Below are 24,811 nucleotides of genomic sequence, written 5' to 3'. Positions count from 1 at the left end.
CGCGGCCGCCGCGCCTTGCATCAGGAATGAGCCATGAGGGCCGAGCCGTGAGGAATACGTCATGAGGAATACGCCATGAAATACCGCTTGGGCGATGCCCGCGTCGATGCGCACGCCAGCAGCTGGATCGCGCCGACAGCCACCGTCATCGGCAACGTGCGTTTGCAGGCCAACGCCAGCGTCTGGTTCGGCGCGGTGTTGCGTGGCGACAACGAGCTCATCGACATCGGCGAGAACAGCAACGTGCAGGACGGCACCGTGATGCACACCGACATGGGCTCGCCGCTGACCATCGGACGGAACGTGACCATCGGCCACAACGCGATGCTGCACGGTTGCAGCGTGGGTGACAGCACGCTGATCGGCATCAACGCGGTCATTCTCAATGGCGCGAAGATTGGCAAGCATTGCATCATCGGCGCGAACTCGTTGATCGGCGAAGGCAAAGTCATTCCTGACGGTTCGCTGGTCATGGGCTCGCCCGGCAAGATCGTCCGCGAGCTGACTGACGCACAGAAGCAGATGCTCGACGCCAGCGCCGCCCATTACGTCCACAACGCTCACCGCTACGCGCGTGACCTGGCCCCGCAGGAAGATTGATGTCCAGCGCCATACCCCCGATCCATGAAGCAACCGTTCATGACAAGCCGATTCATGAAAAGCCCGTCCGCTCGCCCTGCGTGAGCATTTGTGCCCTGGACGACGCCGACATCTGCACCGGTTGCCAGCGCACCGTGGCCGAGATCACCGGCTGGAGCCGCATGGACAACCAGGCACGTCGCGCGGTGTTGATCGCCTGCGAGGAGCGGGCGAGAGCCAGCGGGATGATGTTTCTACTGGGTGGCGACAACCCTCAAGGTTGAATCAACCCTGCGCCGCTGCATCCCATTCCCCGGCCTTCATGGTAAATTGCGCGCCTTTCTACCTGCGGTTGCTTGCACACGGCGAGCAACCCTCGACCTGCTCCACGAGGACCTGAGATGACTCAAATCGGAACTCCACTGTCGCCGACCGCGACCCGCGTTTTGCTCTGCGGTTGTGGCGAGCTTGGCAAGGAAGTAGTGATCGAGCTTCAGCGCCTGGGCGTTGAAGTGATCGCCGTCGACCGCTACGTCAATGCTCCGGCGATGCAGGTCGCACACCGCAGCCACGTGATCAATATGCTCGATGGCGCCGCCTTGCGTGCGGTGATCGAGTCCGAGAAACCGCATTACATCGTCCCGGAAATCGAAGCCATCGCCACCGCGACCCTGGTGGAGCTGGAGTCCGAAGGCTTCACGGTCATTCCGACGGCCCGCGCTGCGCAGCTGACCATGAACCGCGAAGGTATTCGTCGTCTGGCCGCTGAAGAGCTGGACCTCCCCACCTCGCCATATCACTTTGCCGACACCTTCGAAGACTACAAAAAAGCCGTCGAAGACCTGGGCTTCCCGTGTGTGGTCAAGCCGGTGATGAGCTCGTCGGGCAAGGGTCAAAGCTTGCTGAAAACCGACGCGGACATCCAGAAGGCCTGGGACTATGCGCAAGAAGGCGGTCGTGCCGGCAAAGGCCGTGTGATCATCGAAGGCTTCATCGATTTCGATTACGAAATTACCTTGCTGACCGTGCGTCACGTCGGCGGCACGACCTTCTGTTCGCCGGTCGGTCATCGTCAGGAGAAGGGCGACTATCAGGAATCGTGGCAGCCCCAGGCCATGAGCCCGGTGGCATTGGCCGAGTCCGAGCGCGTCGCCAAAGCGGTAACCGAGGCGCTGGGTGGCCGTGGTCTGTTTGGCGTCGAGTTGTTCATCAAGGGCGATCAGGTCTGGTTCAGCGAAGTCTCGCCGCGCCCCCACGACACAGGTCTGGTCACGCTGATCTCCCAGGACCTTTCGCAGTTCGCGCTTCACGCGCGGGCCATTCTCGGTCTGCCGATCCCGTTGATTCGCCAGTTCGGCCCATCAGCATCGGCCGTGATTCTGGTTGAAGGCCAGTCGACCCAGACGGCGTTCGCCAACCTGGAGCAAGCCTTGAGCGAACCGGACACCGCGCTGCGCCTGTTCGGCAAGCCTGAGGTCAATGGTCAGCGCCGGATGGGCGTGGCACTGGCGCGCGACGAGTCGATCGAAGCGGCCCGTCGCAAAGCCACCCGCGCGTCGATGGCGGTGAAGGTTCAGCTGTAAGCATCACGCTGAATGAAAAACGGCGCCCTCAGGGGCGCCGTTTTTGTTTGGCGATCACGCACCGTCGATACCCGGTTTGCTCAGGCAATCGTATCCAGGTCCGCGTGCCGGGTTTCTTTCAGGCACAGCACAGCGATCACGCTGATCAACGCCGCCGCCGAGACATAGCCACCGACCCAGCTCAAACCGCCCATCTCCACCAGCTTCTGCGCGAAGAAAGGCGCCACCGAGGCACCAACAATGCCGCCGATGTTGTAGGCCGCCGACGCGCCGGTATATCGCACCCGCGTAGGAAACAGCTCCGGCAACATCGCCCCCATCGGCGCGAATGTAACGCCCATCAGAAACAGCTCGATCGACAGGAACAGCGTCACCGCCCAGGTCGTGCCGTGGGTCAGCAAGGGCTCCATCAGAAACCCCGACAGGATCGCCAGCACGCCGCCGATGACCAGCACCGGCTTGCGACCAAATCGATCGCTCGCCAACGCGGAAAGCGGTGTCGCCATGGCCATGAACAGCACCGCAAAGCACAGCATCGCGAGGAACGATTCGCGGCTGTAACCCAGGGTTTTCACGCCATAGCTCAGCGAGAAGACGGTGGAGATATAGAACAGCGCGTAGCACACCACCATCGACGCGGCCCCTAGCAGCATTGGCTTCCAGTACTGACCGAACAGCTCGGCAATCGGCAGTTTCACACGCTCATGGCGGGCGATGGCTTTGGCGAAAACGGGCGTTTCCTCAAGCTTGAGGCGCACATACAACCCGATGATGACCAGCACGGCACTGAGCAGAAACGGCACGCGCCAGCCCCAGGAGCGGAATTGCTCGTCATCCAGCGTCATCGCCAGCGTCAGAAAGAGCCCGTTTGCCGCGAGGAAGCCGATGGATGGGCCCAGCTGCGGAAACATGCCAAACCACGCACGCTTGCCCTTGGGCGCATTCTCGGTCGCCAGCAACGCCGCGCCGCCCCATTCGCCGCCCAATCCGAGGCCTTGGCCGAAGCGCAGCACGCAGAGCAGGACCGGCGCCCATGATCCGATGGCGTCGTAACCCGGCAACACGCCGATGAGCGTGGTGCAGACGCCCATTAGCAGTAGCGAGGCGACCAACGTCGATTTGCGGCCGACGCGATCACCGAAGTGACCGAACAGCGCCGAGCCCAGCGGACGTGCGAGAAAGGCGATCCCGAACGTCAGAAACGCCGACAGCATCTGTGCGGTGCTGGAGGTTTGCGGAAAGAACACCGGCCCGATCACCAGCGCGGCGGCGGTGGCGTACACGTAGAAATCGTAGAACTCGATGGCGGTGCCGATGAAGCTGGCGGTGGCGACGCGGGCCGCGGAATTGGCGGGGCGGGCCTCGCTCTCGTCGCTGCTCGGAAAGGCAGAAGTCGTGGTCATGGGGAATCCCTGGCAGTCGTATCGCCTGTCAGCGGGTGACGAAAATTCGTACGCGCGCTGCGGCAATCGTTAATTGTTTTTTTGGTCCAGCGCTGAACAGACTAGCCCGGATGCGGGCAAAGATGCGTGGCGTGCTCGGGATGGGAGCGAAGGCCAGGGTGTCGCGTGAGCGGTCAGGCTGTGTGACTGGCCAGATCGCGCATCGTGCGGGTAGCACGCGGATCGGCGGGGCTGGGTAAGCGGATCGATTATAGGAAGGGGATCGGCGCGGAAACAAGTGCCTCAGGGCGCCGCCCGACTTTTCAGATCACGTCTTTGGTGCGGGTGTTCAACCACATCAGCACGCGGCTGACGCGGTTGTCTTCGGTCTCGAGGATTTCCAGGCGGTAAGGGCCGATCTTCAGGCAGACCGCGCTGTTGGGAATGGTCTCCAGCGCTTCGGTGATCAGGCCGTTGAGGGTTTTGGGCCCGTCGGAAGGGAGGTGCCAGCCGAGGCTTTTATTCAAATCGCGAATCGACGCCGCGCCGTCAATCACCAGGCGCCCGTCAGGCTGCGGCTGAATATGCGGATTGTCGAGGGCTTGCTCGCTTTCGAATTCGCCGACGATCTCTTCCAGAATGTCCTCGAGGCTGACGATGCCCAGCACCTCGCCGTATTCATCGACCACCACGCCCATGCGCCGCTGCTGTTTGTGGAAGTTGAGCAGTTGCATCTGCAGCGGCGTGCTTTCCGGCACGAAGTAGGGTTCGTAGCAGGCGGCCCGCAGCGCCTCTTTGGTCAGCTCGTTGCGCGGCAGCAGGTGGCTGATCATCCGCGTGTTGAGCACGCCTTCCACCTGATTGATGTCGTTGTAGTAGACCGGCAGGCGGGTGTGGCGAGAGATGATCAGCTTGTCGATGATCTCCTCGATGGTGTCGTCGAGGTTGATGCCGTCGACTTCGCTGCGCGGCACCAGAATGTCATTCACGGTCATGCGGTCCAGCGCGTAAATCCCGGAGATGACGTGGGCACGGCCATATTGGCTTTCGTTGTCCTGATAGACCGTCGGGCGCGTGTCGTCTTCGTCATCGATGGTGTCTGGCCGGCGCTTCGACAGAAAAGGGCGCAACAGCGTTTTGGCGATGTTCTTGTAGAGCCAGGTCAGCGGCTGCAGCAGCCGAACCGGGATGCGCAGCACGTTGTTGCCCAGCAGCAGGATTGACTCGGGACGACGCGCCGCCAGCTTTCGCGGAATGAACTCAGTCACCACCACCAGCACGCTGGCGACACCTAGCCAGGCAATCAGCGGGCCGTGGAAATACCAGTGCCCGATGGCCAGCAACGTGGCGAGCACGGTGATCAGCGCCTTGAGCAGCGTGTTGCCGAGGATAAGGCTGTTGAGGTTGAACGCCAGAACCGGCTTCGGTGGCTCGTTGGAACGATGATTGACCGGCATCGCCCGCAGATTATGGTGCGCCGCCTCGACCGCGCTGAACAGCCCGGACCACAAGGTGAGCAGGGCAAGCAGCGTGAGCATTGTGCCGACCGGCAGATTATCCATGATCAACGCCCGTCAGATGTGCAGGATGTATTCACGAACGAGCTTGCTGCCGAAGTAGGCCAGCATCAGGAGCAGGAATCCGCCCAGCGTCCAGCGGATCGCCTTGTGGCCGCGCCAGCCCAGATGGTGGCGTCCCCACAGCAGCACACTGAAGACGATCCACGCGAGGATCGACAGCAGGGTTTTGTGTACCAGATGCTGGGCAAACAGGTTTTCGACGAACAGCCAGCCGGAGATCAGCGACATCGACAGCAAGACCCACCCGGCCCAGAGGAAGCCGAAGAGCAGGCTTTCCATGGTCTGCAACGGGGGGAAGCTTCTGATCAGGCCAAGGCGGTGCTTGTTCTTCAGCTGATGATCCTGCAGCAGCAGGAGCAGGGACTGGAACACCGCGATGGTGAACATGCCGTAGGCGAGGATCGACAGCAGGATATGGCTGATGATGCCGTGTTCTTCGATGATCGGTTGCTGGGTACCGGAAGGCGCGAACTGCGCCATCAGGCTCGTCAGCAGCCCCAGCGGGAACAGGAGGATCAGCAGGATTTCGATCGGGAGGCGAATGCACGCGAGCATGGTCACGATGATGACGGCAACAGCAATCAGGCTGGCGGCACTGAAAAAGTCCAGACCCAGGCCGATAGGGCGCACCAGTTGGCCGAACAGCGCACTGGCCTGGCAAGCGACGGCAAGGGTGCCGATCAGGCACAGCAGCCATTTGTCGGCCTTTTGGCCCTGACGCAGGCGCATACCCTGGTAGACAGTCGCAGCGGCATAAAACACGGCGGCGGCGAGGCTGAAGAGCAAACTCGGTGACAAGGGGGACATAGATCCTGTTGGGCGTGCTCGAAAGCCGGTGAGTTTGGCATAAAACGCGCATTTCACGAAAGACTACAGAAGGAGACGCCGTGGTGTCCGTGCGCTGGAGTCTTCGCTATAATCCGCGACCTGCTCAAGCCACAGGCTAGCCGATCGCTGTTTCAGCCGCCTTTATAGCGTCCCTATTTCAATAGCGACTCTCTGAAGAGCAGGCGTCGCGATCTCGCCAGCCGACTGAAAAAGGCCGCTACGGGCCTGGCCGCATCAATCGGGGTTCAGCACGAACCCAAAGGATCACGCATGTTTGAAAATCTGACAGATCGTCTCTCGCAGACGCTGCGCCAGGTCACTGGTAAAGCCAAGCTGACCGAGGACAACATCAAGGACACACTGCGTGAAGTGCGTATGGCGCTGCTTGAAGCCGACGTCGCCTTGCCGGTTGTCAAAGACTTCGTCAATCGCATCAAGGAGCGCGCCGTCGGCACCGAGGTGTCGCGCAGCCTGACGCCGGGCCAGGCGTTCGTGAAGATTGTCCAGGCCGAGCTGGAAGAGATGATGGGGGCGGCCAACGAAGAGCTGACCCTCAACGTCACGCCGCCGGCGGTCATCCTGATGGCGGGTCTGCAAGGTGCGGGCAAGACCACCACTGCCGGCAAGCTCGCCCGATTCCTGAAAGAACGCAAAAAGAAAACCGTGATGCTGGTGTCGGCGGACGTCTATCGTCCGGCCGCGATCAAGCAACTGGAAACCCTGGCCAACGACATCGGCGTGACGTTCTTCCCGTCCGACATCAGCCAGAAGCCGGTCGACATTGCCGAAGCGGCTATTAAAGAAGCCAAGCTCAAGTTCATTGATGTCGTGATCCTCGACACCGCCGGTCGTCTGCACATCGACGCCGAGATGATGGGCGAGATCCAGGCGCTGCACGCGGCGGTCAAGCCGGCCGAGACGCTGTTCGTCGTCGACGCGATGACCGGCCAGGATGCTGCGAACACCGCCAAGGCGTTTGGTGATGCGCTGCCGCTGACCGGTGTGATCCTGACCAAGGTCGACGGCGATGCCCGTGGCGGTGCTGCACTGTCGGTGCGCGCCATTACGGGCAAGCCGATCAAGTTCATCGGCATGGGCGAGAAGAGCGAGGCGCTGGAGCCTTTCCATCCGGACCGTATCGCATCGCGCATCCTCGGTATGGGTGATGTGCTCAGCCTGATCGAGCAGGCCGAACAGACCCTCGACAAGGACAAGGCCGACAAGCTGGCCAAGAAGCTGAAGAAGGGCAAGGGCTTCGACCTCGAAGACTTCCGCGATCAGCTGCAACAAATGAAGAACATGGGCGGCCTGGGCGGGCTCATGGACAAGCTGCCAAGCATCGGTGGCGTGAACCTGTCGCAGATGGGTAACGCACAAGGCGCCGCCGAAAAGCAGTTCAAGCAAATGGAAGCCATCATCAATTCGATGACCCCGGCCGAGCGTCGCGACCCTGAGCTGATCAGCGGTTCACGCAAACGCCGTATCGCCATGGGTTCGGGCACCCAGGTGCAGGACATCGGTCGTCTGATCAAGCAGCACAAACAGATGCAGAAGATGATGAAAAAGTTTTCGACCAAGGGCGGCATGGCGAAAATGATGCGCGGCATGGGCGGAATGTTGCCCGGCGGCGGTATGCCCAAAATGTAAATTGCATCGCGCGGGAGTGATTCCCGCGCGTCATTCATGGGGGCAACCGTCCCGATGGCCTGCTCAGGCAGGCGCTCACCGCCGTCCTCGCTGACGGCTCCACGGCAGATCTAAGTGGCCTGACGGCGTACGCCGGAAAAAGTCATTTGCAAAAATCCGGATATTCCTTAGAATATGCGGCCTTTCGGGCACCCATGCCCGCTGTGCATCTTAGATTTGCAGCACCGACTACAGGAAAATTGTTCAATGCTAACAATCCGTCTTGCCCTTGGCGGCTCTAAAAAGCGCCCGTTCTACCACCTGACTGTCACCGACAGCCGCAACCCACGTGACGGTTCCCACAAGGAACAAATCGGTTTCTTCAACCCGGTTGCCCGTGGTCAGGAAATCCGTCTGTCCGTGAACCAAGAGCGTCTGGCCTACTGGCTGAGCGTTGGTGCACAACCTTCTGAGCGTGTTGCTTCGCTGTTGAAGGAATCTGCCAAGGCTGCGGCCTGAGCAATATGAACGCGACGCCAGCTTCCGCCGACGATCTGATCGTCATCGGCAAGATTTACTCGGTACACGGCGTTCGCGGCGAAGTGAAGGTGTATTCCTTTACTGATCCGACTGAAAACCTGTTGCAGTACAAAACCTGGACGCTCAAGCGCGAAGGCAATGTGAAACAGGTCGAGCTGGTCAGTGGACGCGGGAACGACAAGTTCCTGGTCGCCAAGCTCAAGGGTCTTGATGATCGTGAAGAAGCTCGTCTTCTGGCCGGTTATGAGATCTGCGTGCCGCGCAACCTGTTCCCTGAATTGACCGACGGCGAGTACTACTGGTACCAGCTTGAAGGTCTGAAGGTCATTGACGGTCTTGGGCAATTGCTCGGGAAGGTCGATCATCTTCTGGAAACCGGCGCCAACGATGTAATGGTGGTCAAACCCTGCGCAGGCAGTCTGGATGATCGCGAACGCCTTTTGCCCTATACGGAGCAATGCGTGTTGGCAGTTGATCTGGTTGCAGGCGAGATGAAGGTGGAATGGGACGCGGATTTCTAAGCAATGGCCAGCCTGCGCATAGAAGTCATCACGCTGTTTCCCGAGATGTTTTCCGCCATCAGCGAATACGGCATTACCAGCCGTGCGGTGAAACAGGAGCTGTTGCAGCTGACCTGTTGGAATCCGCGGGATTACACCACTGATCGACATCACACTGTGGACGATCGCCCGTTTGGCGGTGGCCCTGGCATGGTGATGAAGATCAAGCCCCTCGAAGATGCTCTGGCTCAGGCCAGGCAGGCGGCGGGGGATGCGGCGAAGGTGATTTACCTGTCGCCACAAGGCCGCAAGCTGGATCAGTCTGCGGTACGCGAACTGGCGCAGGAAGAAGCACTTATCCTGATTGCCGGTCGTTATGAAGGCGTCGACGAGCGTTTCATTGAAGCTCATGTCGATGAAGAGTGGTCGATTGGCGACTATGTGTTATCTGGCGGTGAGCTGCCGGCCATGGTCCTGATAGATGCGGTTACGCGACTGCTGCCTGGAGCTTTAGGGCATGTAGATTCCGCGGAGGAAGATTCCTTCACGGATGGTCTGCTGGATTGCCCGCACTACACCCGACCGGAGGTGTATGCGGATCAGCGTGTTCCCGACGTATTGCTTAGTGGCAATCACGCACACATCCGGCGTTGGCGTTTACAGCAGTCCCTTGGGCGGACCTATGAACGACGCGCCGATCTTCTGGAAAGCCGCTCGCTTTCTGGAGAAGAGAAGAAGCTGCTGGCGGAATACCTCCGCGAGCGGGACGATAGTTAACGTATCGATGGTAGATCGAACCGATTTACCTTAGGAGCACAGCATGACTAACAAAATCATCCTTGCACTCGAAGCAGAGCAGATGACCAAAGAGATCCCTCCCTTTGCCCCGGGCGACACCATTGTCGTTCAGGTGAAAGTGAAGGAAGGCGACCGCGCTCGTCTGCAGGCGTTCGAAGGCGTTGTTATCGCCAAGCGTAACCGTGGTGTGAACAGTGCTTTCACTGTTCGTAAAATCTCCAACGGTGTTGGCGTTGAACGTACTTTCCAGACCTACAGCCCGCAAATCGACAGCATGGCTGTGAAACGTCGCGGCGACGTTCGCAAGGCCAAGCTGTACTACCTGCGTGACCTGTCCGGTAAAGCAGCTCGCATCAAGGAAAAACTGGTTTAATCCCAGTCTTCCCATGCGAATGAAAAAGCAGCCTACGGGCTGCTTTTTTGCTTTCTGGCATTCGGTTTTGTCCCGCCTTCGCAAGTATGAAAAACTGCCACCGGTTTCCACCCCCCAAGTCAGAACCCATGCCCGCCATTGACCATCCCATGATCGACCGCTTCCTTGACGCTCTGTGGCTGGAGAAAGGGCTGTCGGACAACACGCGCCATGCCTATCGCAGTGACCTCGCACTGTTCAACGGCCGGTTGCAGGAGCAGGGCGTGGACCTGATGAGTGTCAGTCGGGAGGCGATTCTCGATCACCTCGGATGGCGGGTCGACAACGGCTACAAGCCTCGCTCGACAGCGCGACTGCTTTCCGGCGTGCGTGGCTTCTATCGCTACCTGCTCAGAGAAAAGCTGATCGCGGTCGACCCTACGTTGCAGGTCGACATGCCACAGTTGGGTAAGCCACTTCCCAAATCCTTGTCCGAAGCCGACGTCGAAGCGTTGCTGGCTGCGCCCGACCTGAGCGAAGCCATCGGCCAGCGTGACCGGGCGATGCTTGAAGTGCTCTACGCCTGCGGACTGCGGGTGACTGAGCTGATCAGCCTGACGCTTGAACAGGTCAACTTGCGCCAGGGCGTGCTGCGCATCATGGGCAAGGGCAGCAAAGAGCGGCTGGTGCCGATGGGGGAGGAAGCCATCGTCTGGGTCGAGCGCTACATGCGCGACGCCCGCCACGAATTGCTCAACGGCCGCCCCAGCGACGTGCTGTTTCCCAGCCAGCGCGGCGAGCAGATGACCCGCCAGACCTTCTGGCACCGCATCAAGCACCAGGCCAAAGTCGCCGGCATCGGTAAGTCCCTCTCGCCACACACCCTACGTCACGCCTTTGCCACGCACTTGCTCAACCACGGCGCCGATCTTCGCGTCGTGCAGATGCTCCTCGGTCACAGTGATCTGTCGACGACGCAAATCTACACCCACGTCGCCCGCGCGCGGTTGCAGGAAATGCATGCGAAGCACCACCCGAGGGGGTAGATGACTTCAGTAATTTGCGACCTGTCTTACATCGGCGGGCGTCGGCCTTGCGAGCCTTATGTGATAGGCTTTGCCGGTTTCGCAGATCAAGGCCCTGAAAACATCCTGGTGCGGTTTCGCCACCCGTTTTCAGCCCGGCCCGTCTGCTCACCGCTCGAGGAGTTTTCATGCGCGTCACTCGTTTTCTCGGTGCTGCCGTTGTAGCGCTGGCCAGCTCTTTCAGCCTGTTTTCCCACGCCGATGAGGCGTCCGACAAAGCCATTCGCAAGACCCTGGAATCGCTCAATCTGGAAATCCCCATCGAGAGCATTTCCAGCAGCCCGTTGAACGGCCTCTATGAGGTCAATCTGAAAGGCGGTCGCGTGCTGTACGCCAGTGCGGACGGCCAGTTCGTGATGCAGGGCAACCTGTATCAGATGCAGGCCGGCAAGCCGGTCAACCTGACCGAGAAAGTCGAGCGTCAGGCGATTTCCAAGACCATCAACGGCATCCCTGCCGCTGAGATGGTCGTCTACCCAGCCGTGGGCGAGACCAAATCCCACATCACGGTATTCACCGACACCACCTGCCCGTACTGCCACAAGCTGCACGCCGAAGTGCCGGAGCTGAACAAGCGCGGCATCGAAGTGCGCTATGTAGCGTTCCCGCGTCAGGGCCTCGGTTCGTCGGGTGACGAGCAACTCCAGGCAGTGTGGTGCTCCAAGGACCGCCGCGGTGCAATGGACCGCATGGTCGACGGCAAGAATATTCAGGCGCCCAAGTGCGATAACCCGGTCACCAAACAGTTCGAGATCGGCCAGTCCATCGGCGTGAACGGCACACCGGCCATCGTGTTGGCCGACGGTCAGCTGATTCCGGGCTACCAGCCGGCGCCGCAAGTGGCCAAACTGGCGCTGGGCGCCAAGTAATTTCGTTTATCGCAGCCTCCTGCGGTAAACATTGAAGCGGCCTGTGTGCAGCGCTTCATCAATAGCGAGCCGTGTTGAATGCGGCTGATTCCACGGCCGGCCTCGCGTCGGCCGTTTTATGGGGAGTTCATAGTGAAACCGGTCAAAGTAGGCATCTGTGGGCTGGGTACTGTCGGTGGCGGTACCTTCAATGTGCTAAAGCGTAACGCCGAGGAAATTGCCCGCCGTGCCGGGCGTGGAATCGAAGTGGCGCAGATTGCCATGCGTACACCAAACCCCAATTGCCAGATTACCGGTACCCCGACCACGACCGACGTGTTCGACGTGGCGAGCAACCCTGAAATCGACATCGTCATCGAGCTGATCGGTGGCTACACCATCGCCCGTGAACTGGTGCTCAAGGCCATCGAAAACGGCAAGCACGTGGTCACCGCCAACAAGGCGCTGATCGCCGTGCACGGCAACGAAATTTTCGCCAAGGCCCGGGAGAAGGGCGTCATCGTCGCCTTCGAAGCGGCAGTGGCGGGCGGCATTCCGGTGATCAAGGCCATTCGTGAAGGCCTGTCGGCCAACCGCATCAACTGGGTGGCCGGCATCATCAACGGCACCGGCAACTTCATCCTCACCGAGATGCGCGAGAAAGGCCGTACCTTCCCGGACGTCCTCGCTGAAGCGCAGGCGCTTGGTTACGCAGAAGCCGATCCGACCTTCGACGTCGAAGGCATCGACGCGGCGCACAAGCTGACCATTCTGGCGTCCATCGCTTTTGGCATCCCGCTGCAATTCGACAAGGCGTACACCGAGGGCATCACCAAGCTGACCACCGCCGACGTCAATTACGCCGAAGCGCTGGGCTACCGGATCAAGCACCTGGGCGTCGCCCGCAGCACGCCGAGCGGTATCGAGCTGCGCGTCCACCCGACCCTGATCCCGGCCGATCGCCTGATCGCCAACGTCAACGGTGTGATGAACGCCGTGATGGTCAACGGCGATGCAGCCGGCTCGACCCTGTTCTACGGCGCAGGTGCCGGCATGGAGCCGACCGCTTCGTCCGTCGTCGCAGATCTGGTCGACGTGGTCCGTGCCCTGACCACCGATCCGGAAAACCGTGTCCCGCATCTGGCCTTTCAGCCCGACTCGCTGTCGGCCCACCCGATCCTGCCGATCGACGCGTGCGAAAGTGCCTACTACCTGCGCATCCAGGCCAAGGATCATCCCGGCGTGCTGGCGCAGGTGGCGAGCATCCTGTCCGAGCGCGGCATCAACATCGAATCGATCATGCAGAAAGAAGTCGAAGAACATGACGGCCTGGTGCCGATGATTCTGCTGACCCACCGCGTGGTCGAGAAACGCATGAACGATGCGATCAAAGCGCTGGAAGCGCTGGAAGATGTCGCCGGGCCGGTTGTCCGCATCCGCGTTGAGCATTTGAACTGAGATCAGCCGCAAGCGTTAAGCGGCAAGTAACAGCAAAATCATATCGCGGTGAGCTTTGGGTCCCGGGCTGGAGTTGAAGGTTAAGCACTTTGACTTGCAGCCCGCCACTCGAAGCTTGCCGCCCAAACCGAAGGTTTGAACAATGCGCTATATCAGTACCCGCGGCCAGGCACCGGCCCTGAATTTCGAAGACGTGCTGCTGACCGGTCTGGCGAGCGATGGCGGTCTGTACGTTCCGGAAAACCTGCCGCGTTTCACCCAGGAAGAAATCGCGTCTTGGGCCGGCCTGCCTTACCACGAGTTGGCTTTTCGTGTGATGCGTCCGTTTGTGACGGGCAGCATCCCGGACGCGGATTTCAAGAAGATCCTCGAAGAAACCTACGGCGTGTTCTCCCACGCTGCGGTTGCGCCCCTGCGTCAGCTCAACGGCAACGAGTGGGTGCTGGAGCTTTTCCATGGCCCGACCCTGGCGTTCAAGGATTTCGCCCTGCAACTGCTGGGTCGTCTGCTGGACTACGTGCTCGAGAAGCGCGGCGACCGTGTGGTCATCATCGGCGCCACCTCCGGTGACACTGGCTCGGCCGCCATCGAAGGCTGCCGTCGTTGCGACAACGTCGATATCTTCATCCTTCACCCGAACAATCGCGTGTCCGATGTTCAGCGCCGCCAGATGACCACCATCTTCGGCGAGAACATCCATAACATCGCGATCGAAGGCAACTTCGACGACTGCCAGGAAATGGTCAAGAACAGCTTCGCCGACCAGAGCTTCCTCAAAGGCACGCGTCTGGTGGCGGTGAACTCGATCAACTGGGCGCGGATCATGGCCCAGATCGTCTACTACTTTCACGCGTCGCTGCAGTTGGGCGGCCCGGCACGTTCGGTGGCGTTCTCCGTGCCGACCGGCAATTTCGGTGACATCTTCGCCGGTTACCTGGCCCGCAACATGGGCCTGCCGATCAGCCAACTGGTGGTCGCGACCAACCGCAACGACATCCTGCACCGCTTCATGAGCGGCAATCAGTACGTCAAGGAAACCCTGCACGCGACGTTGACCCCTTCGATGGACATCATGGTGTCGTCCAACTTCGAGCGTCTGCTGTTCGACATGCACGGTCGCAACGGCGGCGCGATTGCCAAGCTGATGGACACCTTCAGGCAAGGCGGCGGTTTCAGCGTGGATGAAGAACGCTGGACCGAAACCCGCAAGCTGTTTGATTCGCTGGCGGTCAGTGACGAAGACACCTGCAAAACCATCGCCGAAGTATTCGCCAGCACTGGCGAGCTGCTCGATCCGCACACCGCGATCGGCGTGAAAGCCGCACGGGACTGCCGCCGCAGCCTCGATACGCCGATGGTGATTCTGGGAACGGCGCATCCGGTCAAGTTCCCGGATGCCGTGCTGAAGGCCGGTGTAGGAAAAGCGCTCGAGCTGCCTGCACATTTGTCTGATTTGTTTGAGCGAGACGAACGCTGCACCGTCCTGCCAAATGACCTCAAGGCCGTACAGGCCTTTGTCAGCCAGCATGGCAATCGTGGCAAACCTCTCTGACCGTATCGCCGTGTAACAACTAAGGCCCGCCTCGCAGCGGGCCTTGTTTTTTCTGCGTGCCACACTTCCGAAGAATCTTAATTTCTCGGATAAGCCTGTGGTTGTTAAACATTTTTACTCAACGGCATTCGATGGCCGTCACCTTGATCTCCGACCGGCGCTATGGGCATTGCTGCTGCTCGTCTGCCTCTACAGTCCCATGGGGCACTCCAGTGAAAACCTGCCGTTCGCCCTGGGTGCGCCTTTCCTTGCGCAACAGCCTATCGCCCTCAATGACGCGGACCGTCAGTGGCTGGACGCACGAAAAACGCTCCGGGTGGGCATTTCCGTCGCCGATCACGAGCCCGTCGACATCACCACTGACCGCAATCGCTATCAGGGCATCAGCGCGGATTACCTCAGCGTAGTCAGCGCCCGGTTGGCAATTCCCGTTCAAGTGCGAGGGTTCGCTAAACGAGAGAAGGCGGTGGAGGCACTCCTGGCCGGTGACATCGACGTGCTGACCAGCGCCAGCGGATTTGAGCGAAACAAAGCCGGACTGTCGATGACGCGCGACTACCTGGCGGACCGCGCGGTGGTGTTCGGCCGGGCCAACGACACCAGCCTCAAGCCTACGCTGGAAGGCAAACGCGTGGTGCTGCTGGACGGCTATGCCGACGCTGCGGTTGTGCAGCGCATCTACCCCGAAAGCGACATCGTGCTTGCGCCCACGCTCTACAGCGCCATGGAGGCGTTGGCCCACGACGACGCCGACGCGCTGATTGCCAACGAGCTCGTGGTGCAGTCCTACAGCCTTTTGCGCCCGTACCTGGGGCTGCACAGCAAGTTCGACAGCCTGTTGCCCCCCATGGGTTTTTCGTTCGCCCTTCGCGATAAAGACGCGAGGCTTCACGCACTGTTCGATCGCGTGCTGGCAGACATGGACGAGTCTTTGCACCGGGAAATCCTGGGGCGATGGACCGTCGGGCTTGGCGCTGACCCTGCGCGTCGGCAAGTCAGTATCAACCCCGTTGAACAGTTGTGGATCCGCAAACATCCGCGGGTGGTGGTGGCGTCAACTCAGCACCCTCCCTACATCTACAAAGACGCTCGTGGTCAATGGGTGGGGCTGAATGTCGATGTGCTGGCGCGCATTTCGCGCCTGACCGGGTTGCAGTTTGTCTATCAGGAAGCGCCTTCCACCTATTCTCTGCTTGAGACCCTGGCAGACGGCGGCGCGCACATGAATACCACCCTGGCCGAAAACCCCGAGCGCAAGAAAATGCTGTATTTCACGTATGCATTTGGAGGCAACAGCTGGGTATTTCTGGAACGCGCCGACAGCAATGTCTCCCTTCAGCTGGCGGACATGACCGGCAAGGTGCTCGCGCTCCCCGCGCGACATGCGTTGCTGGAGTTTATTCAGACACGCTACCCGCAGATCCGCCTGCTGCTCGTGCCCACCTACGCCGAAGCCCGCCAGCTCGTCGAGGAGGGGGAGGCGGACGCCACTATTCAGAACGAGGCGGGCGCCTGGCTGTATCCGCCCGGCGGGCTGAAAGTGGGCCGCAGCGTCGAAGGGTTGTGGTCTCCGGACCGGTTTTCCGTGGTCAAGGCCCATCCCGAATTGCTCGGCATTCTGAACAAGGCCCTTGAGGAATTTTCCGTGACGGAAATGCGCGCTATTCGCCTCAAATGGCTCGGCGCGGCAGCCGCTGCGCCTTCGGTGTGGAACCGCATCCCCAACTGGATCTACGGGGTTACGGGCGCCTCACTGTTGCTGGGTCTGGTGTCGCTGGTCTGGAGTAGCCGCCTGAGGTATCAGATCCATCAACGGCAGCGCGCCGAAGCACAGTTGGGTGATCAGCTCGCCTTCAAACGGACATTGCTCGATGCGTTCCCCAACCCTGTTTATGTGCGTGATCTGCAAGGCCGGCTCGTCGCCTGCAACCGCAGTTACGAGGAGAGCTTCGGGATCGGTTACGAACAGATGCAAGGCCGACGCCTGACCGATGTCGATCTCGTTGACCGCGATATGGCCGAGCAACTGCACGCCGATTACATGAAGCTGCTGGAGACGCAGGAGCCGGTGTTTGCCGAGCGCGTCCTTACGCTGGCCGGGCGACGGGTCTACGCCTGGCAATGGGCGGTGCCCTATCATCGCGCCGACGGTCAGATGCAGGGATTGCTCGGCGGCTGGATGGACATCAGCGAGCGTAAGCGCCTGGAGAGCGAGTTGCGCGAAGCACGTCAGGCCGCGGAGCGGGCGGCAGGGCAGTTGAAGGCGCTGCTCGACGAATTGGGGCGAGCGAAGGCATCAGGGGTGTAAATTTTGCCTGTCACATTCGGCAGGCATGCTCCGGAGTCAAGCTGTTGCAGTCAGTGCGCATGTGTCAAAGCGCCACACTGCTCAGAACTTTCCGCTGCTGCCAATGGTCATTGGTTAGCACCTTTGCATTCAAACTGTTGAGTGGTGATCCGGATGGAAAATATCAGCTTGCTACTGAGCGAAGCGCTGTCTCCTTATCAGGCGATTATCGGCCCGGCCGGTATTCTGGGCGAACGCCTGGTGACGCTGAAAAATCCAGCGGGTGCGATGGTGATTGAACGGGTTTTTTCTGCATCGCAGTTGGGCGACAAGCGTCAGCTGACTGACGTGGTAGATGGTCTTCACCGTGATTTGATGGTGGCAGAAGGGCGCATCGAGCCTTGTGTCATCGCTGCCATGCGCAATGTGTCCCAGTCTGCCACTTATGCTGCCTCCCGACCTTTCGTCTGAGTCGCAGGGAACCTTCTCCATTCGGTAGGCTCCTATCAGTTACGGCAGGCGCAGGCATTGTGCTCCGATGTTCATGCTGCCTGCCGTACGGGTCCAAGATGGACCACGGTTGACCCCGAGTAGTCTCCCCGCTGCTCGGGGTTTCTTTTGTCTGACATTCAGGGCTTCAACGCCAGGCGCGGATTTCACCCGGCGTCAATTCGTTTCCTCATCGAAAAATGTCTGGGCGTCGCGCAGGTATTCCTCCTTCTTCATCATCCACTCCGCGTAAAACCCGATCAGTCGCGTCACGCGCAGCACACGCATTTCCCGGTTGATGATCTCCATCGCCGCACGGCCCTTCTCGGTCTTCGAACAGGCAATGTGAGCGAACTGGTATTTGGGCACGTCTTTGACCGGCAAGAACTCCAGCTCTGCTAGCGGAATGCCCTGTTCCTGCGCGTGAAAGCGCGCTTCCGGCCAGTAACTGATGATCGCCTGGAAGCGATCCAGCCGTTCCATTTCCAGCATGCTGCCCACCGCTGTATTGCCGTAGTGCAGGATCAGACGTTCGGGGTGCGGGGTCTCGCGCAACACTTTATCGATGACGGGGCCGTAGCTGCGTTCGCCGACGATGCCGACATCGACGCTGTCGCTGGCCAGTAAGGCGGCAAGGTCGAGGCGGCCGTCGGCGTTGATGAACGGTGCGAACAGTGCGTGGCGTCTGCGCTCGATCGTGACGCCGTTACTGGGCGTGGCGTAGGATGGGATGGAAAACAGAATGGTTTTGTCGCGCTCGGGCGTCCACAGCAGGGTCGGGTCGCAGGCGAACACGTCGGGGTCATTGAGCATCTGGGTTCCGCGCGCGCGGTTGACGTGCATGACCTGGTGATCGTACTCCGGCATCCGGGCAGTCAGCTCGGGCATCAGCTTGTCGATGGCACCCTGGCCCGCCAATGGTCCGGAAAATATGGTCAGGGGCGGGAAGTCGCGCAGCAGCCAGATCAGCGTTTCACGTGCCGACGCCGTACCGGGCAGGCAGGCGAACAGGCCTGCGATCAGCAAGGCGCGCATTCGGGAACCGGTGACATGCATGGAAGCGTTGACCCTCATCGACAGCGTCTCGCAGCAAGGAATCGGTGATGTGCCTCATTTATTTAACACATGTCATGGGGGCATGAGTAACGCCTCGCGAACGTTGTGCCCCGTCTCCCATTTGAGAGACGAGCCGCATCGCTCATCGAGTTCGGTCGTTCAACGGGGCTGCATCGGGTAGACTTGCCGCCTTTCCCGTCTCTCTAGAAGCCCGTTCATGGCCCAGCCGTCCACGACCTACAAGTTCGAACTCAACCTCACCGACCTTGATCGCGGGGTCTATGAAACCGTCAAGCAGACCATCGCCCGTCATCCTTCGGAAACCGAAGAGCGCATGACCGTGCGCCTGCTGGCCTACGCCTTCTGGTACAACGAGCACCTGTCGTTTGGCCGGGGTCTGTCAGACGTCGATGAACCGGCGCTGTGGGAAAAGAGTCTGGACGATCGCGTCCTGCACTGGATCGAAGTCGGACAGCCCGACGCCGACCGTTTGACCTGGTGCTCGCGCCGTACCGAACGCACCAGCCTGCTGGCCTACGGCAGTCTGCGGGTGTGGGAAGGCAAGGTCATACCGGCGATCAAGACGCTGAAGAACGTCAACATCGCTTCGGTACCCCAAGAGGCGCTCGAAGTCTTGTCCAAGGACATGCCACGGGTGATCAAGTGGGACGTAATGATCAGCGAAGGCACGATCTTCGTCACAGATGATCGCGGCCAGCACGAAGTGCAATTGCAGTGGCTGGCAGGCGAGCGGGGCTGATTCACGCCTGCACCGCGACGGCCTCGCGATGCTGTTGCCAAGCCATCGCGACGGCATCGCTGCCTCCTGCCAGTCCCAACGAGAATCCCAGCGGAACCTGAATGCGCATCGAACCACGCGAGTTACCTGACACCCTGCCTTTTCTTGGCGACCTGCCACCCTTGCTCACCCGGCTGTACGCGGCCCGCGGTGTCGCCTCGGAGGCAGAACTCGACAAGGGCCTTGCCCGATTGATTCCGTATCAACAGCTCAAGGGCATCGACGCCGCCGTCGAGCTGCTGGTGACGGCGTTGCAGCAGCGCCATCGCATTCTCATCGTGGGCGACTTCGATGCCGACGGCGCGACGGCCAGCACCGTCGGCGTGATGGGCCTGCGCTTGCTCGGTGCCGCGCACGTGGACTACCTGGTGCCGAATCGTTTCGAATTCGGTTACGGCCTGACACCTGAAATCGTCCAGGTCGCCCTTGAACGTCAGCCCGATTTGCTGATGACCGTGGACAACGGCATTTCCAGCGTCGAAGGCGTTGCGGCAGCGAAAGCGGCGGGCTTGCAGGTGTTGGTCACCGATCACCACCTGCCCGGCCACGAATTGCCGGCGGCTGATGCCATCGTTAACCCGAACCAGCCCGGCTGCACCTTCCCGAGCAAGTCGCTGGCCGGCGTCGGCGTGATCTTTTATGTATTGATGGCCTTGCGCGCGCGACTGCGGGACATCGGCTGGTTCGAGGGCCGCGCTCAACCCAACCTGGGCGAGTTGCTGGATCTGGTGGCCTTGGGCAGCGTCGCTGACGTGGTGCCGCTGGATGCCAACAACCGGATTCTGGTGCACCAGGGGCTGATGCGCATCCGCGCCGGGCGTGCACGTCCGGGTTTGCGCGCCATTCTGGAGGTCGCCCGTCGCGAGGCGTCGCGCATCACCTCCACCGATCTGGGGTTCATCATCGGCCCGCGCCTGAATGCGGCCGGGCGTCTGGATGACATGAGCCTGGGCATCGAATGCCTGCTGTGTGATGACGAGACCGAGGCGCGGGAAATGGCGGTGCGTCTGGACGAGCTCAATCAGGACCGCAAATCCATCGAGCAGGGCATGCAGCGCGAGGCGCTCGCCCAGCTCAAGGACCTGCCGCTGGAGTCGATGCCGTTTGGGCTGTGCCTGTTCGAACCCGAGTGGCACCAAGGCGTGATCGGCATTCTGGCTTCGCGCCTGAAAGAGCGTTATCACCGCCCGACTATCGCGTTCGCCAGCGCAGGCGAGGGTGTGCTGAAGGGGTCGGCGCGTTCGGTACCGGGCTTTCATATTCGCGATGCCCTCGATGCCGTGGCGGCGAAACATCCCGAGCTGATCAGCAAGTTCGGCGGCCACGCGATGGCGGCCGGGCTGTCGCTGCCGGAAGGCAACTTCCCGGCGTTCGCCGAGGCCTTCGACACCGAGGTTCGCCGCCAGCTCAAGGAAGAAGACCTGACCGGCCGGCTGTTGTCCGACGGCACCTTGGCGGTGGAAGAATTTCATTTGGAACTGGCCCGTGCCCTGCGCAATGCCGGCCCGTGGGGGCAGCACTTTCCCGAACCGTTGTTCCATGGCGTGTTCCAGCTGGTGGAGCAGCGGGTGGTCGGCGAGCGCCATCTGAAGATGGTACTCAAGACCGAGTGCGGCAGCGTAAAGCTTGAAGGCATCGCCTTCAGCGTCGACCGCGACGTATGGCCCAACCCGACTGTGCGCTGGGTCGAGCTGGCCTACAAGCTGGACCTAAACGAATTTCGCGGCAACGAAACCGTGCAACTGATGGTGGTTCACCTCTCGCCGCGCTGAGCCACGATCAACTTGCGGTGTGCCTGCTGACGCCTTCCCGGCTAAAGCCAGTCCTACAGATGTACGCGGTGTCTCGGTAGGACCGGCTTTAGCCGGGAAGGGGCCTGCGTGGGCACCCTCAATCTCGCGGTGTGACATCCGACGCCTTCCCGGCTAAAGCCAGTCCTACAGATGTACGCGGTGTCTCGGTAGGACCGGCTTTAGCCGGGAATGGGCCTGCGTGGGCACCCTCAATCTCGCGGTGTGCCTGCTGACGCCTTCCCGGCTAAAGCCAGTCCTACAGATGTACGCGGTGTCTCGGTAGGACCGGCGTTAGCCGGGAATGGGCCTGCGTGGGCACCCTCAATCTCGCGGTGTGACATCCGACGCCTTCCCGGCTAAAGCCAGTCCTACAGATGTACGCGGTGTCTCGGTAGGACCGGCTTTAGCCGGGAATGGGCCTGCGTGGGCACCCTCAATCTCGCGGTGTGCCTGCTGACGCCTTCCCGGCTAAAGCCAGTCCTACGGACGTACGCGGTGTCTCGGTAGGACCGGCTTCAGCCGGGAAATGACTGAACCCTCACTTCGCTCGGGTTGTCGACTAGGCTCAAGGTTCGCACGTAAGGAACCTGCCACACGATCTGAGAGGTCCCCCATGAGCCTGCTGCTTGAACCCTATACCCTTCGCGAACTGACACTGCGCAATCGCATCGTGGTTTCGCCAATGTGTCAGTACTGCTGCGCCGACGGCCTGGCCAATGACTGGCATTTGGTCCATCTGGGCAGCCGCGCGGTCGGCGGCGCAGGGCTGATTTTCACTGAAGCGGCGGCGGTGACCCAGGATGGGCGCATTACCCCGGAAGACCTCGGCATCTGGAACGACGAGCACATCGAGCCGCTGCAACGCATCACTCGATTCATCAAAGCACAGGGCGTGGTTGCCGGCATTCAGCTGTCCCATGCCGGACGCAAGGCCAGTACATGGCGGCCATGGGTGAGCCAGAGTGGCGCCATCCCTGCCGACCAGGGTGGCTGGGCGACCTGGGGGCCCTCGAAGATCCCATTCGACCCGACCTACACCGTGCCCACCCCGCTGGATGAAGCCCAGATTCAGGACGTGATCAAGGCGTTCGTCGACGCCGCCAAACGTGCCTTGACCGCAGGTTTCGAAGTCGTCGAAATTCACGCTGCCCACGGTTATCTGCTGCATCAGTTCCTGTCGCCGCTGAGCAACCAGCGTCAGGATCAATACGGTGGCTCGTTCGAAAACCGCATTCGTCTGACGCTTGAAATCACCAAAGCCGTGCGCGACGTCTGGCCTGCAGGCCTGCCGTTGTTCGTGCGCGTCTCGGCCACCGACTGGGTGGAAGGCGGCTGGACTGCGGACGAAACCGTTGAGCTGGCAAAGCGCTTGAAAGAGTTGGACGTTGATCTTGTTGACGTGTCCTCCGGCGGCACTGCGGCGAAAGCCGAGATCCCCGTGGGCCCGGGCTATCAAACCGAGTTCGCCGCTCGCGTGCGCAACGAGTCCGGCATTGCCACCGGCACCGTGGGCATGATCACCGAACCCACCCAGGCCGACACCATTCTGCGTACCGGCCAGGCAGACCTGATTTTCCTCGCCCGCGAACTGCTGCGCGATCCGTACTGGCCGCTGCAAGCCGACGAGGCGCTCGGTGGACGCCAGGCCACATGGCCTGCGCAATACCAGCGAGCAACGCACCGCGATCAGCCGATTCATGAGTCGGATTTGCGGGATTGATCACACCGCTGAATAGCTGATCTGCACTGCTCCAGCATCTCTGGCTCTGTGATGCTGGTTCTATTGGAGAAGATCCATGTGGGAGTGAGCTTGCTCGCGAAGACGGTATTCCAGCTGCTGAAGATTTGGCGAATGTACCGACCTCTTCGCGAGCAAGCTCGCTCCCACATTTGTCCTGCGTCGGCCTCCGGAATGAAGATAGCCCTTCACTTCCCCCCACTCCCCGCCACGCTTTCCCCGCCCCGAGTCAGGTAGTACGCGCCGAGGATCGGCAGCAGGGTCACCATCATCACGAGCATCGCCACGACGTTGGTCACCGGCACGTCCCGCGGGCGGCTGAGTTGGTTGAGCAGCCAGATGGGCAGGGTGCGTTCGTGCCCGGCGGTGAAGGTGGTGACGATGATTTCGTCGAACGACAGGGCAAACGCCAGCATGCCACCGGCCAGGAGCGCCGAGCCCAGGTTGGGCATGATGATGTAGCGGAAGGTCTGCCAGCCATCGGCACCGAGGTCCATCGACGCTTCGATCAGGCTGTGGGAGGTGCGGCGCAGGCGGGCGATGACGTTGTTGTAGACGATCACCACGCAGAAGGTCGCGTGGCCGACAATGATGGTGAACATCCCTGGCTCGATCCCCAGGGTCTTGAACGCTGACAACAAGGCCAGCCCGGTGATGATGCCGGGCAGGGCGATGGGCAGAATCAGCATCAGTGAAATCCCGTCCTTGCCGAAGAAGTCCCGCCTGTACAGCGCCGCCGAGGCTAGCGTGCCGATCACCAGGGCGATCAGTGTGGCAATGCAGGCGATTTGCAGCGACAGCTTGATCGACTCCAGGACGTCGGGCCGCGCGAACGCCACGCCGATCCACTTCAGGGTGAAACCCTTCGGCGGGAAGCTGAAGGCGGCGTCTTCGGTGTTGAAGGCGTAGACGAAGATGATCAGGATCGGAAAGTGCAGGAATACCAGCCCGCCCCAGGCGGCGATCTTCAGGCCCCACGACGCTCTTTCAGAGTGCATCGAAAGCCCCCAGTCGTTTGACAATAGCCAGATAAACCGCGATCAGCACGATTGGCACCAGCGTGAACGCCGCGGCCATGGGCATGTTGCCGATGGCGCCTTGCTGCGCGTAGACCATGCTGCCAATGAAGTAGCCCGGCGGGCCGATCAGCTGCGGCACGATGAAATCCCCCAGCGTCAGCGAAAACGTGAAGATCGAGCCCGCCGCAATCCCTGGCACCGACAGCGGCAGAATCACCTGCATGAACGTTTGCCGCGGCGTGGCACCGAGGTCGGCGGAGGCGTGCAGCAAAGAGGGCGGCAGGCGTTCGAGGGAGGCCTGAATCGGCAGGATCATGAACGGCAGCCAGATGTAGACGAACACCATGAAACGCCCAAGGTGCGAGGTCGACAATGTGCTGCCACCAATGCCGGGCACGCTCAACAGCCACTGCAACACCGGCGCCAGCCCCAGATGCTGCACGAACCATTGCGCCACGCCGCCCTTGGCCAGCAGCAGCGTCCATGCGTAGGCCTTGACGATGTAGCTGGCCCACATGGGCATCATCACCGCAATGTAGAAGAACGCCTTGGTTTTGCCGGTGGTGTAGCGCGCCATGTAATAGGCGATGGGGAAGGCGACGATGGCGCTGGCGATGGACACTGCAACCGCCATGACCAGGGTGCGCCGGATGACGTCGAAATTGGCCGGGTTGAACAGCGCGCCGAAGTTCGCCAGGGTCAGGTCCGGCGTCACAGTCATGCTGAAGTCGTCGAAGGTATAGAAGCCCTGCCACAACAGGCCCAGCAGCGAGCCGAGGTAAATCGCGCCGAACCACAGCAGCGGCGGGATCAGCAGCAGCGACAGGTACAGATTCGGGCGTCGATACAGCAAGTTGGAAAAGCGCCGGAGTGGCGATGGCCGTTGCGTCGGTGCCGGGCCTGTGAAGGTCTGACCCAT

23 protein-coding genes are annotated in these 24,811 nt (G+C 60.9%); 17 read left to right on the top strand and 6 right to left on the bottom strand.

Annotation, left to right across the window (positions count from 1 at the left end; translation table 11 throughout):
- Window positions 1-75: 75 nt before the first annotated feature.
- The 3 genes from IFT99_RS11100 (at window position 76) to purT (ending at window position 2,162) form a co-directional block, all read left to right on the top strand.
- Window positions 76-600 (top strand): gamma carbonic anhydrase family protein, encoded by a 525-nt coding sequence (locus tag IFT99_RS11100; protein WP_065989968.1) that lies wholly within the window; start codon window positions 76-78, stop codon window positions 598-600.
- On the top strand, window positions 600-863 hold the full coding sequence (locus IFT99_RS11095) for a DUF1289 domain-containing protein (RefSeq protein ID WP_192132283.1): 264 nt from the start codon (window positions 600-602) through the stop codon (window positions 861-863). The genes IFT99_RS11100 and IFT99_RS11095 overlap by 1 nt, the downstream gene beginning before the upstream one ends.
- A 117-nt stretch (window positions 864-980) precedes the next feature.
- Window positions 981-2,162 carry a formate-dependent phosphoribosylglycinamide formyltransferase gene (gene purT / locus IFT99_RS11090; protein WP_192132281.1) on the top strand — a complete coding sequence of 394 codons (1,182 nt, stop codon included), beginning with the start codon at window positions 981-983 and terminating at the stop codon, window positions 2,160-2,162.
- A gap of 80 nt (window positions 2,163-2,242) precedes the next feature.
- On the opposite strand, the gene IFT99_RS11085 is transcribed toward purT, so the two are convergent.
- From IFT99_RS11085 to IFT99_RS11075, 3 genes are all read right to left on the bottom strand, one after another.
- A complete protein-coding gene (locus IFT99_RS11085; protein WP_192132279.1) occupies window positions 2,243-3,565 on the bottom strand; it encodes an MFS transporter in 1,323 nt (440 codons plus the stop codon).
- Between the two features lie 302 nt (window positions 3,566-3,867).
- On the bottom strand, window positions 3,868-5,106 hold the full coding sequence (locus IFT99_RS11080; RefSeq protein ID WP_192132277.1) for a CNNM domain-containing protein: 1,239 nt from the start codon (window positions 5,104-5,106) through the stop codon (window positions 3,868-3,870).
- Between the two features lie 12 nt (window positions 5,107-5,118).
- Entirely contained in the window at window positions 5,119-5,931 is an 813-nt protein-coding gene (locus IFT99_RS11075; RefSeq protein WP_192132274.1) for a cytochrome C assembly family protein, read from the bottom strand.
- Between the two features lie 291 nt (window positions 5,932-6,222).
- On the opposite strand from IFT99_RS11075, the gene ffh reads away from it, so the two are divergent.
- The 11 genes from ffh to IFT99_RS11020 all read left to right on the top strand — a co-directional run bounded on the left by ffh (window position 6,223) and on the right by IFT99_RS11020 (window position 17,469).
- Complete coding sequence (gene ffh / locus IFT99_RS11070) at window positions 6,223-7,599, top strand: signal recognition particle protein (protein WP_065989960.1); 1,377 nt, start codon at window positions 6,223-6,225, stop codon at window positions 7,597-7,599.
- A gap of 246 nt (window positions 7,600-7,845) precedes the next feature.
- Window positions 7,846-8,097, top strand: a complete 252-nt coding sequence (gene rpsP, locus IFT99_RS11065; RefSeq protein ID WP_037012442.1) for a 30S ribosomal protein S16 — start codon at window positions 7,846-7,848, stop codon at window positions 8,095-8,097.
- Between the two features lie 5 nt (window positions 8,098-8,102).
- Window positions 8,103-8,639, top strand: coding sequence for a ribosome maturation factor RimM (gene rimM / locus IFT99_RS11060; protein WP_037012440.1), 537 nt, complete (start codon window positions 8,103-8,105; stop codon window positions 8,637-8,639).
- Between the two features lie 3 nt (window positions 8,640-8,642).
- Window positions 8,643-9,395 (top strand): tRNA (guanosine(37)-N1)-methyltransferase TrmD, encoded by a 753-nt coding sequence (trmD, locus tag IFT99_RS11055; protein ID WP_065989956.1) that lies wholly within the window; start codon window positions 8,643-8,645, stop codon window positions 9,393-9,395.
- Between the two features lie 43 nt (window positions 9,396-9,438).
- Window positions 9,439-9,789 carry a 50S ribosomal protein L19 gene (gene rplS, locus IFT99_RS11050; protein WP_037012438.1) on the top strand — a complete coding sequence of 117 codons (351 nt, stop codon included), beginning with the start codon at window positions 9,439-9,441 and terminating at the stop codon, window positions 9,787-9,789.
- A gap of 128 nt (window positions 9,790-9,917) precedes the next feature.
- A complete protein-coding gene (xerD, locus tag IFT99_RS11045; protein WP_192132272.1) occupies window positions 9,918-10,814 on the top strand; it encodes a site-specific tyrosine recombinase XerD in 897 nt (298 codons plus the stop codon).
- A gap of 167 nt (window positions 10,815-10,981) precedes the next feature.
- Window positions 10,982-11,722 (top strand): bifunctional protein-disulfide isomerase/oxidoreductase DsbC, encoded by a 741-nt coding sequence (gene dsbC, locus IFT99_RS11040; RefSeq protein WP_192132270.1) that lies wholly within the window; start codon window positions 10,982-10,984, stop codon window positions 11,720-11,722.
- A 132-nt stretch (window positions 11,723-11,854) separates the two neighbouring features.
- On the top strand, window positions 11,855-13,159 hold the full coding sequence (locus tag IFT99_RS11035) for a homoserine dehydrogenase (protein WP_122623446.1): 1,305 nt from the start codon (window positions 11,855-11,857) through the stop codon (window positions 13,157-13,159).
- A gap of 142 nt (window positions 13,160-13,301) precedes the next feature.
- The gene (gene thrC, locus IFT99_RS11030) at window positions 13,302-14,711 is read left to right on the top strand and encodes a threonine synthase (RefSeq protein WP_192132267.1); all 1,410 of its coding nucleotides are present in this window, start codon (window positions 13,302-13,304) and stop codon (window positions 14,709-14,711) included.
- 199 nt (window positions 14,712-14,910) lie between these two features.
- Window positions 14,911-17,019 carry a transporter substrate-binding domain-containing protein gene (locus tag IFT99_RS11025; protein ID WP_192132265.1) on the top strand — a complete coding sequence of 703 codons (2,109 nt, stop codon included), beginning with the start codon at window positions 14,911-14,913 and terminating at the stop codon, window positions 17,017-17,019.
- A gap of 153 nt (window positions 17,020-17,172) precedes the next feature.
- Window positions 17,173-17,469: a DUF3509 domain-containing protein gene (locus IFT99_RS11020; protein WP_192132263.1), complete on the top strand. Its 297-nt coding sequence runs from the start codon at window positions 17,173-17,175 to the stop codon at window positions 17,467-17,469.
- Window positions 17,470-17,664: 195 nt separating this feature from the next.
- Here the strand turns inward: IFT99_RS11020 and IFT99_RS11015 are convergent, their stop codons facing one another.
- Window positions 17,665-18,510 (bottom strand): TIGR02285 family protein, encoded by an 846-nt coding sequence (locus IFT99_RS11015; RefSeq protein ID WP_410928093.1) that lies wholly within the window; start codon window positions 18,508-18,510, stop codon window positions 17,665-17,667.
- A 250-nt stretch (window positions 18,511-18,760) separates the two neighbouring features.
- Here IFT99_RS11015 and IFT99_RS11010 point away from each other — a divergent pair, with 250 nt between their 5' ends.
- The 3 genes from IFT99_RS11010 (at window position 18,761) to IFT99_RS11000 (ending at window position 22,855) form a co-directional block, all read left to right on the top strand.
- Window positions 18,761-19,303: a YaeQ family protein gene (locus tag IFT99_RS11010; RefSeq protein ID WP_065989944.1), complete on the top strand. Its 543-nt coding sequence runs from the start codon at window positions 18,761-18,763 to the stop codon at window positions 19,301-19,303.
- Between the two features lie 101 nt (window positions 19,304-19,404).
- Entirely contained in the window at window positions 19,405-21,114 is a 1,710-nt protein-coding gene (recJ, locus tag IFT99_RS11005) for a single-stranded-DNA-specific exonuclease RecJ (protein WP_192132258.1), read from the top strand.
- Window positions 21,115-21,748: 634 nt separating this feature from the next.
- The gene (locus IFT99_RS11000; RefSeq protein WP_192132257.1) at window positions 21,749-22,855 is read left to right on the top strand and encodes an NADH:flavin oxidoreductase/NADH oxidase; all 1,107 of its coding nucleotides are present in this window, start codon (window positions 21,749-21,751) and stop codon (window positions 22,853-22,855) included.
- 206 nt (window positions 22,856-23,061) lie between these two features.
- On the opposite strand, the gene IFT99_RS10995 is transcribed toward IFT99_RS11000, so the two are convergent.
- The gene (locus IFT99_RS10995) at window positions 23,062-23,871 is read right to left on the bottom strand and encodes an ABC transporter permease (RefSeq protein WP_192132255.1); all 810 of its coding nucleotides are present in this window, start codon (window positions 23,869-23,871) and stop codon (window positions 23,062-23,064) included.
- Window positions 23,861-24,811 carry an ABC transporter permease gene (locus tag IFT99_RS10990; protein ID WP_192132253.1) on the bottom strand — a complete coding sequence of 317 codons (951 nt, stop codon included), beginning with the start codon at window positions 24,809-24,811 and terminating at the stop codon, window positions 23,861-23,863. The genes IFT99_RS10995 and IFT99_RS10990 overlap by 11 nt, the downstream gene beginning before the upstream one ends.

It is taken from the genome of Pseudomonas sp. CFBP 8772 (assembly GCF_014841665.1).
In the GTDB taxonomy this organism is placed as follows: Bacteria; Pseudomonadota; Gammaproteobacteria; order Pseudomonadales; family Pseudomonadaceae; genus Aquipseudomonas; species Aquipseudomonas graminis_B.
Note: the sequence above shows the minus strand (reverse complement) of the source record. Positions and strands in the feature narration are given on the sequence as shown.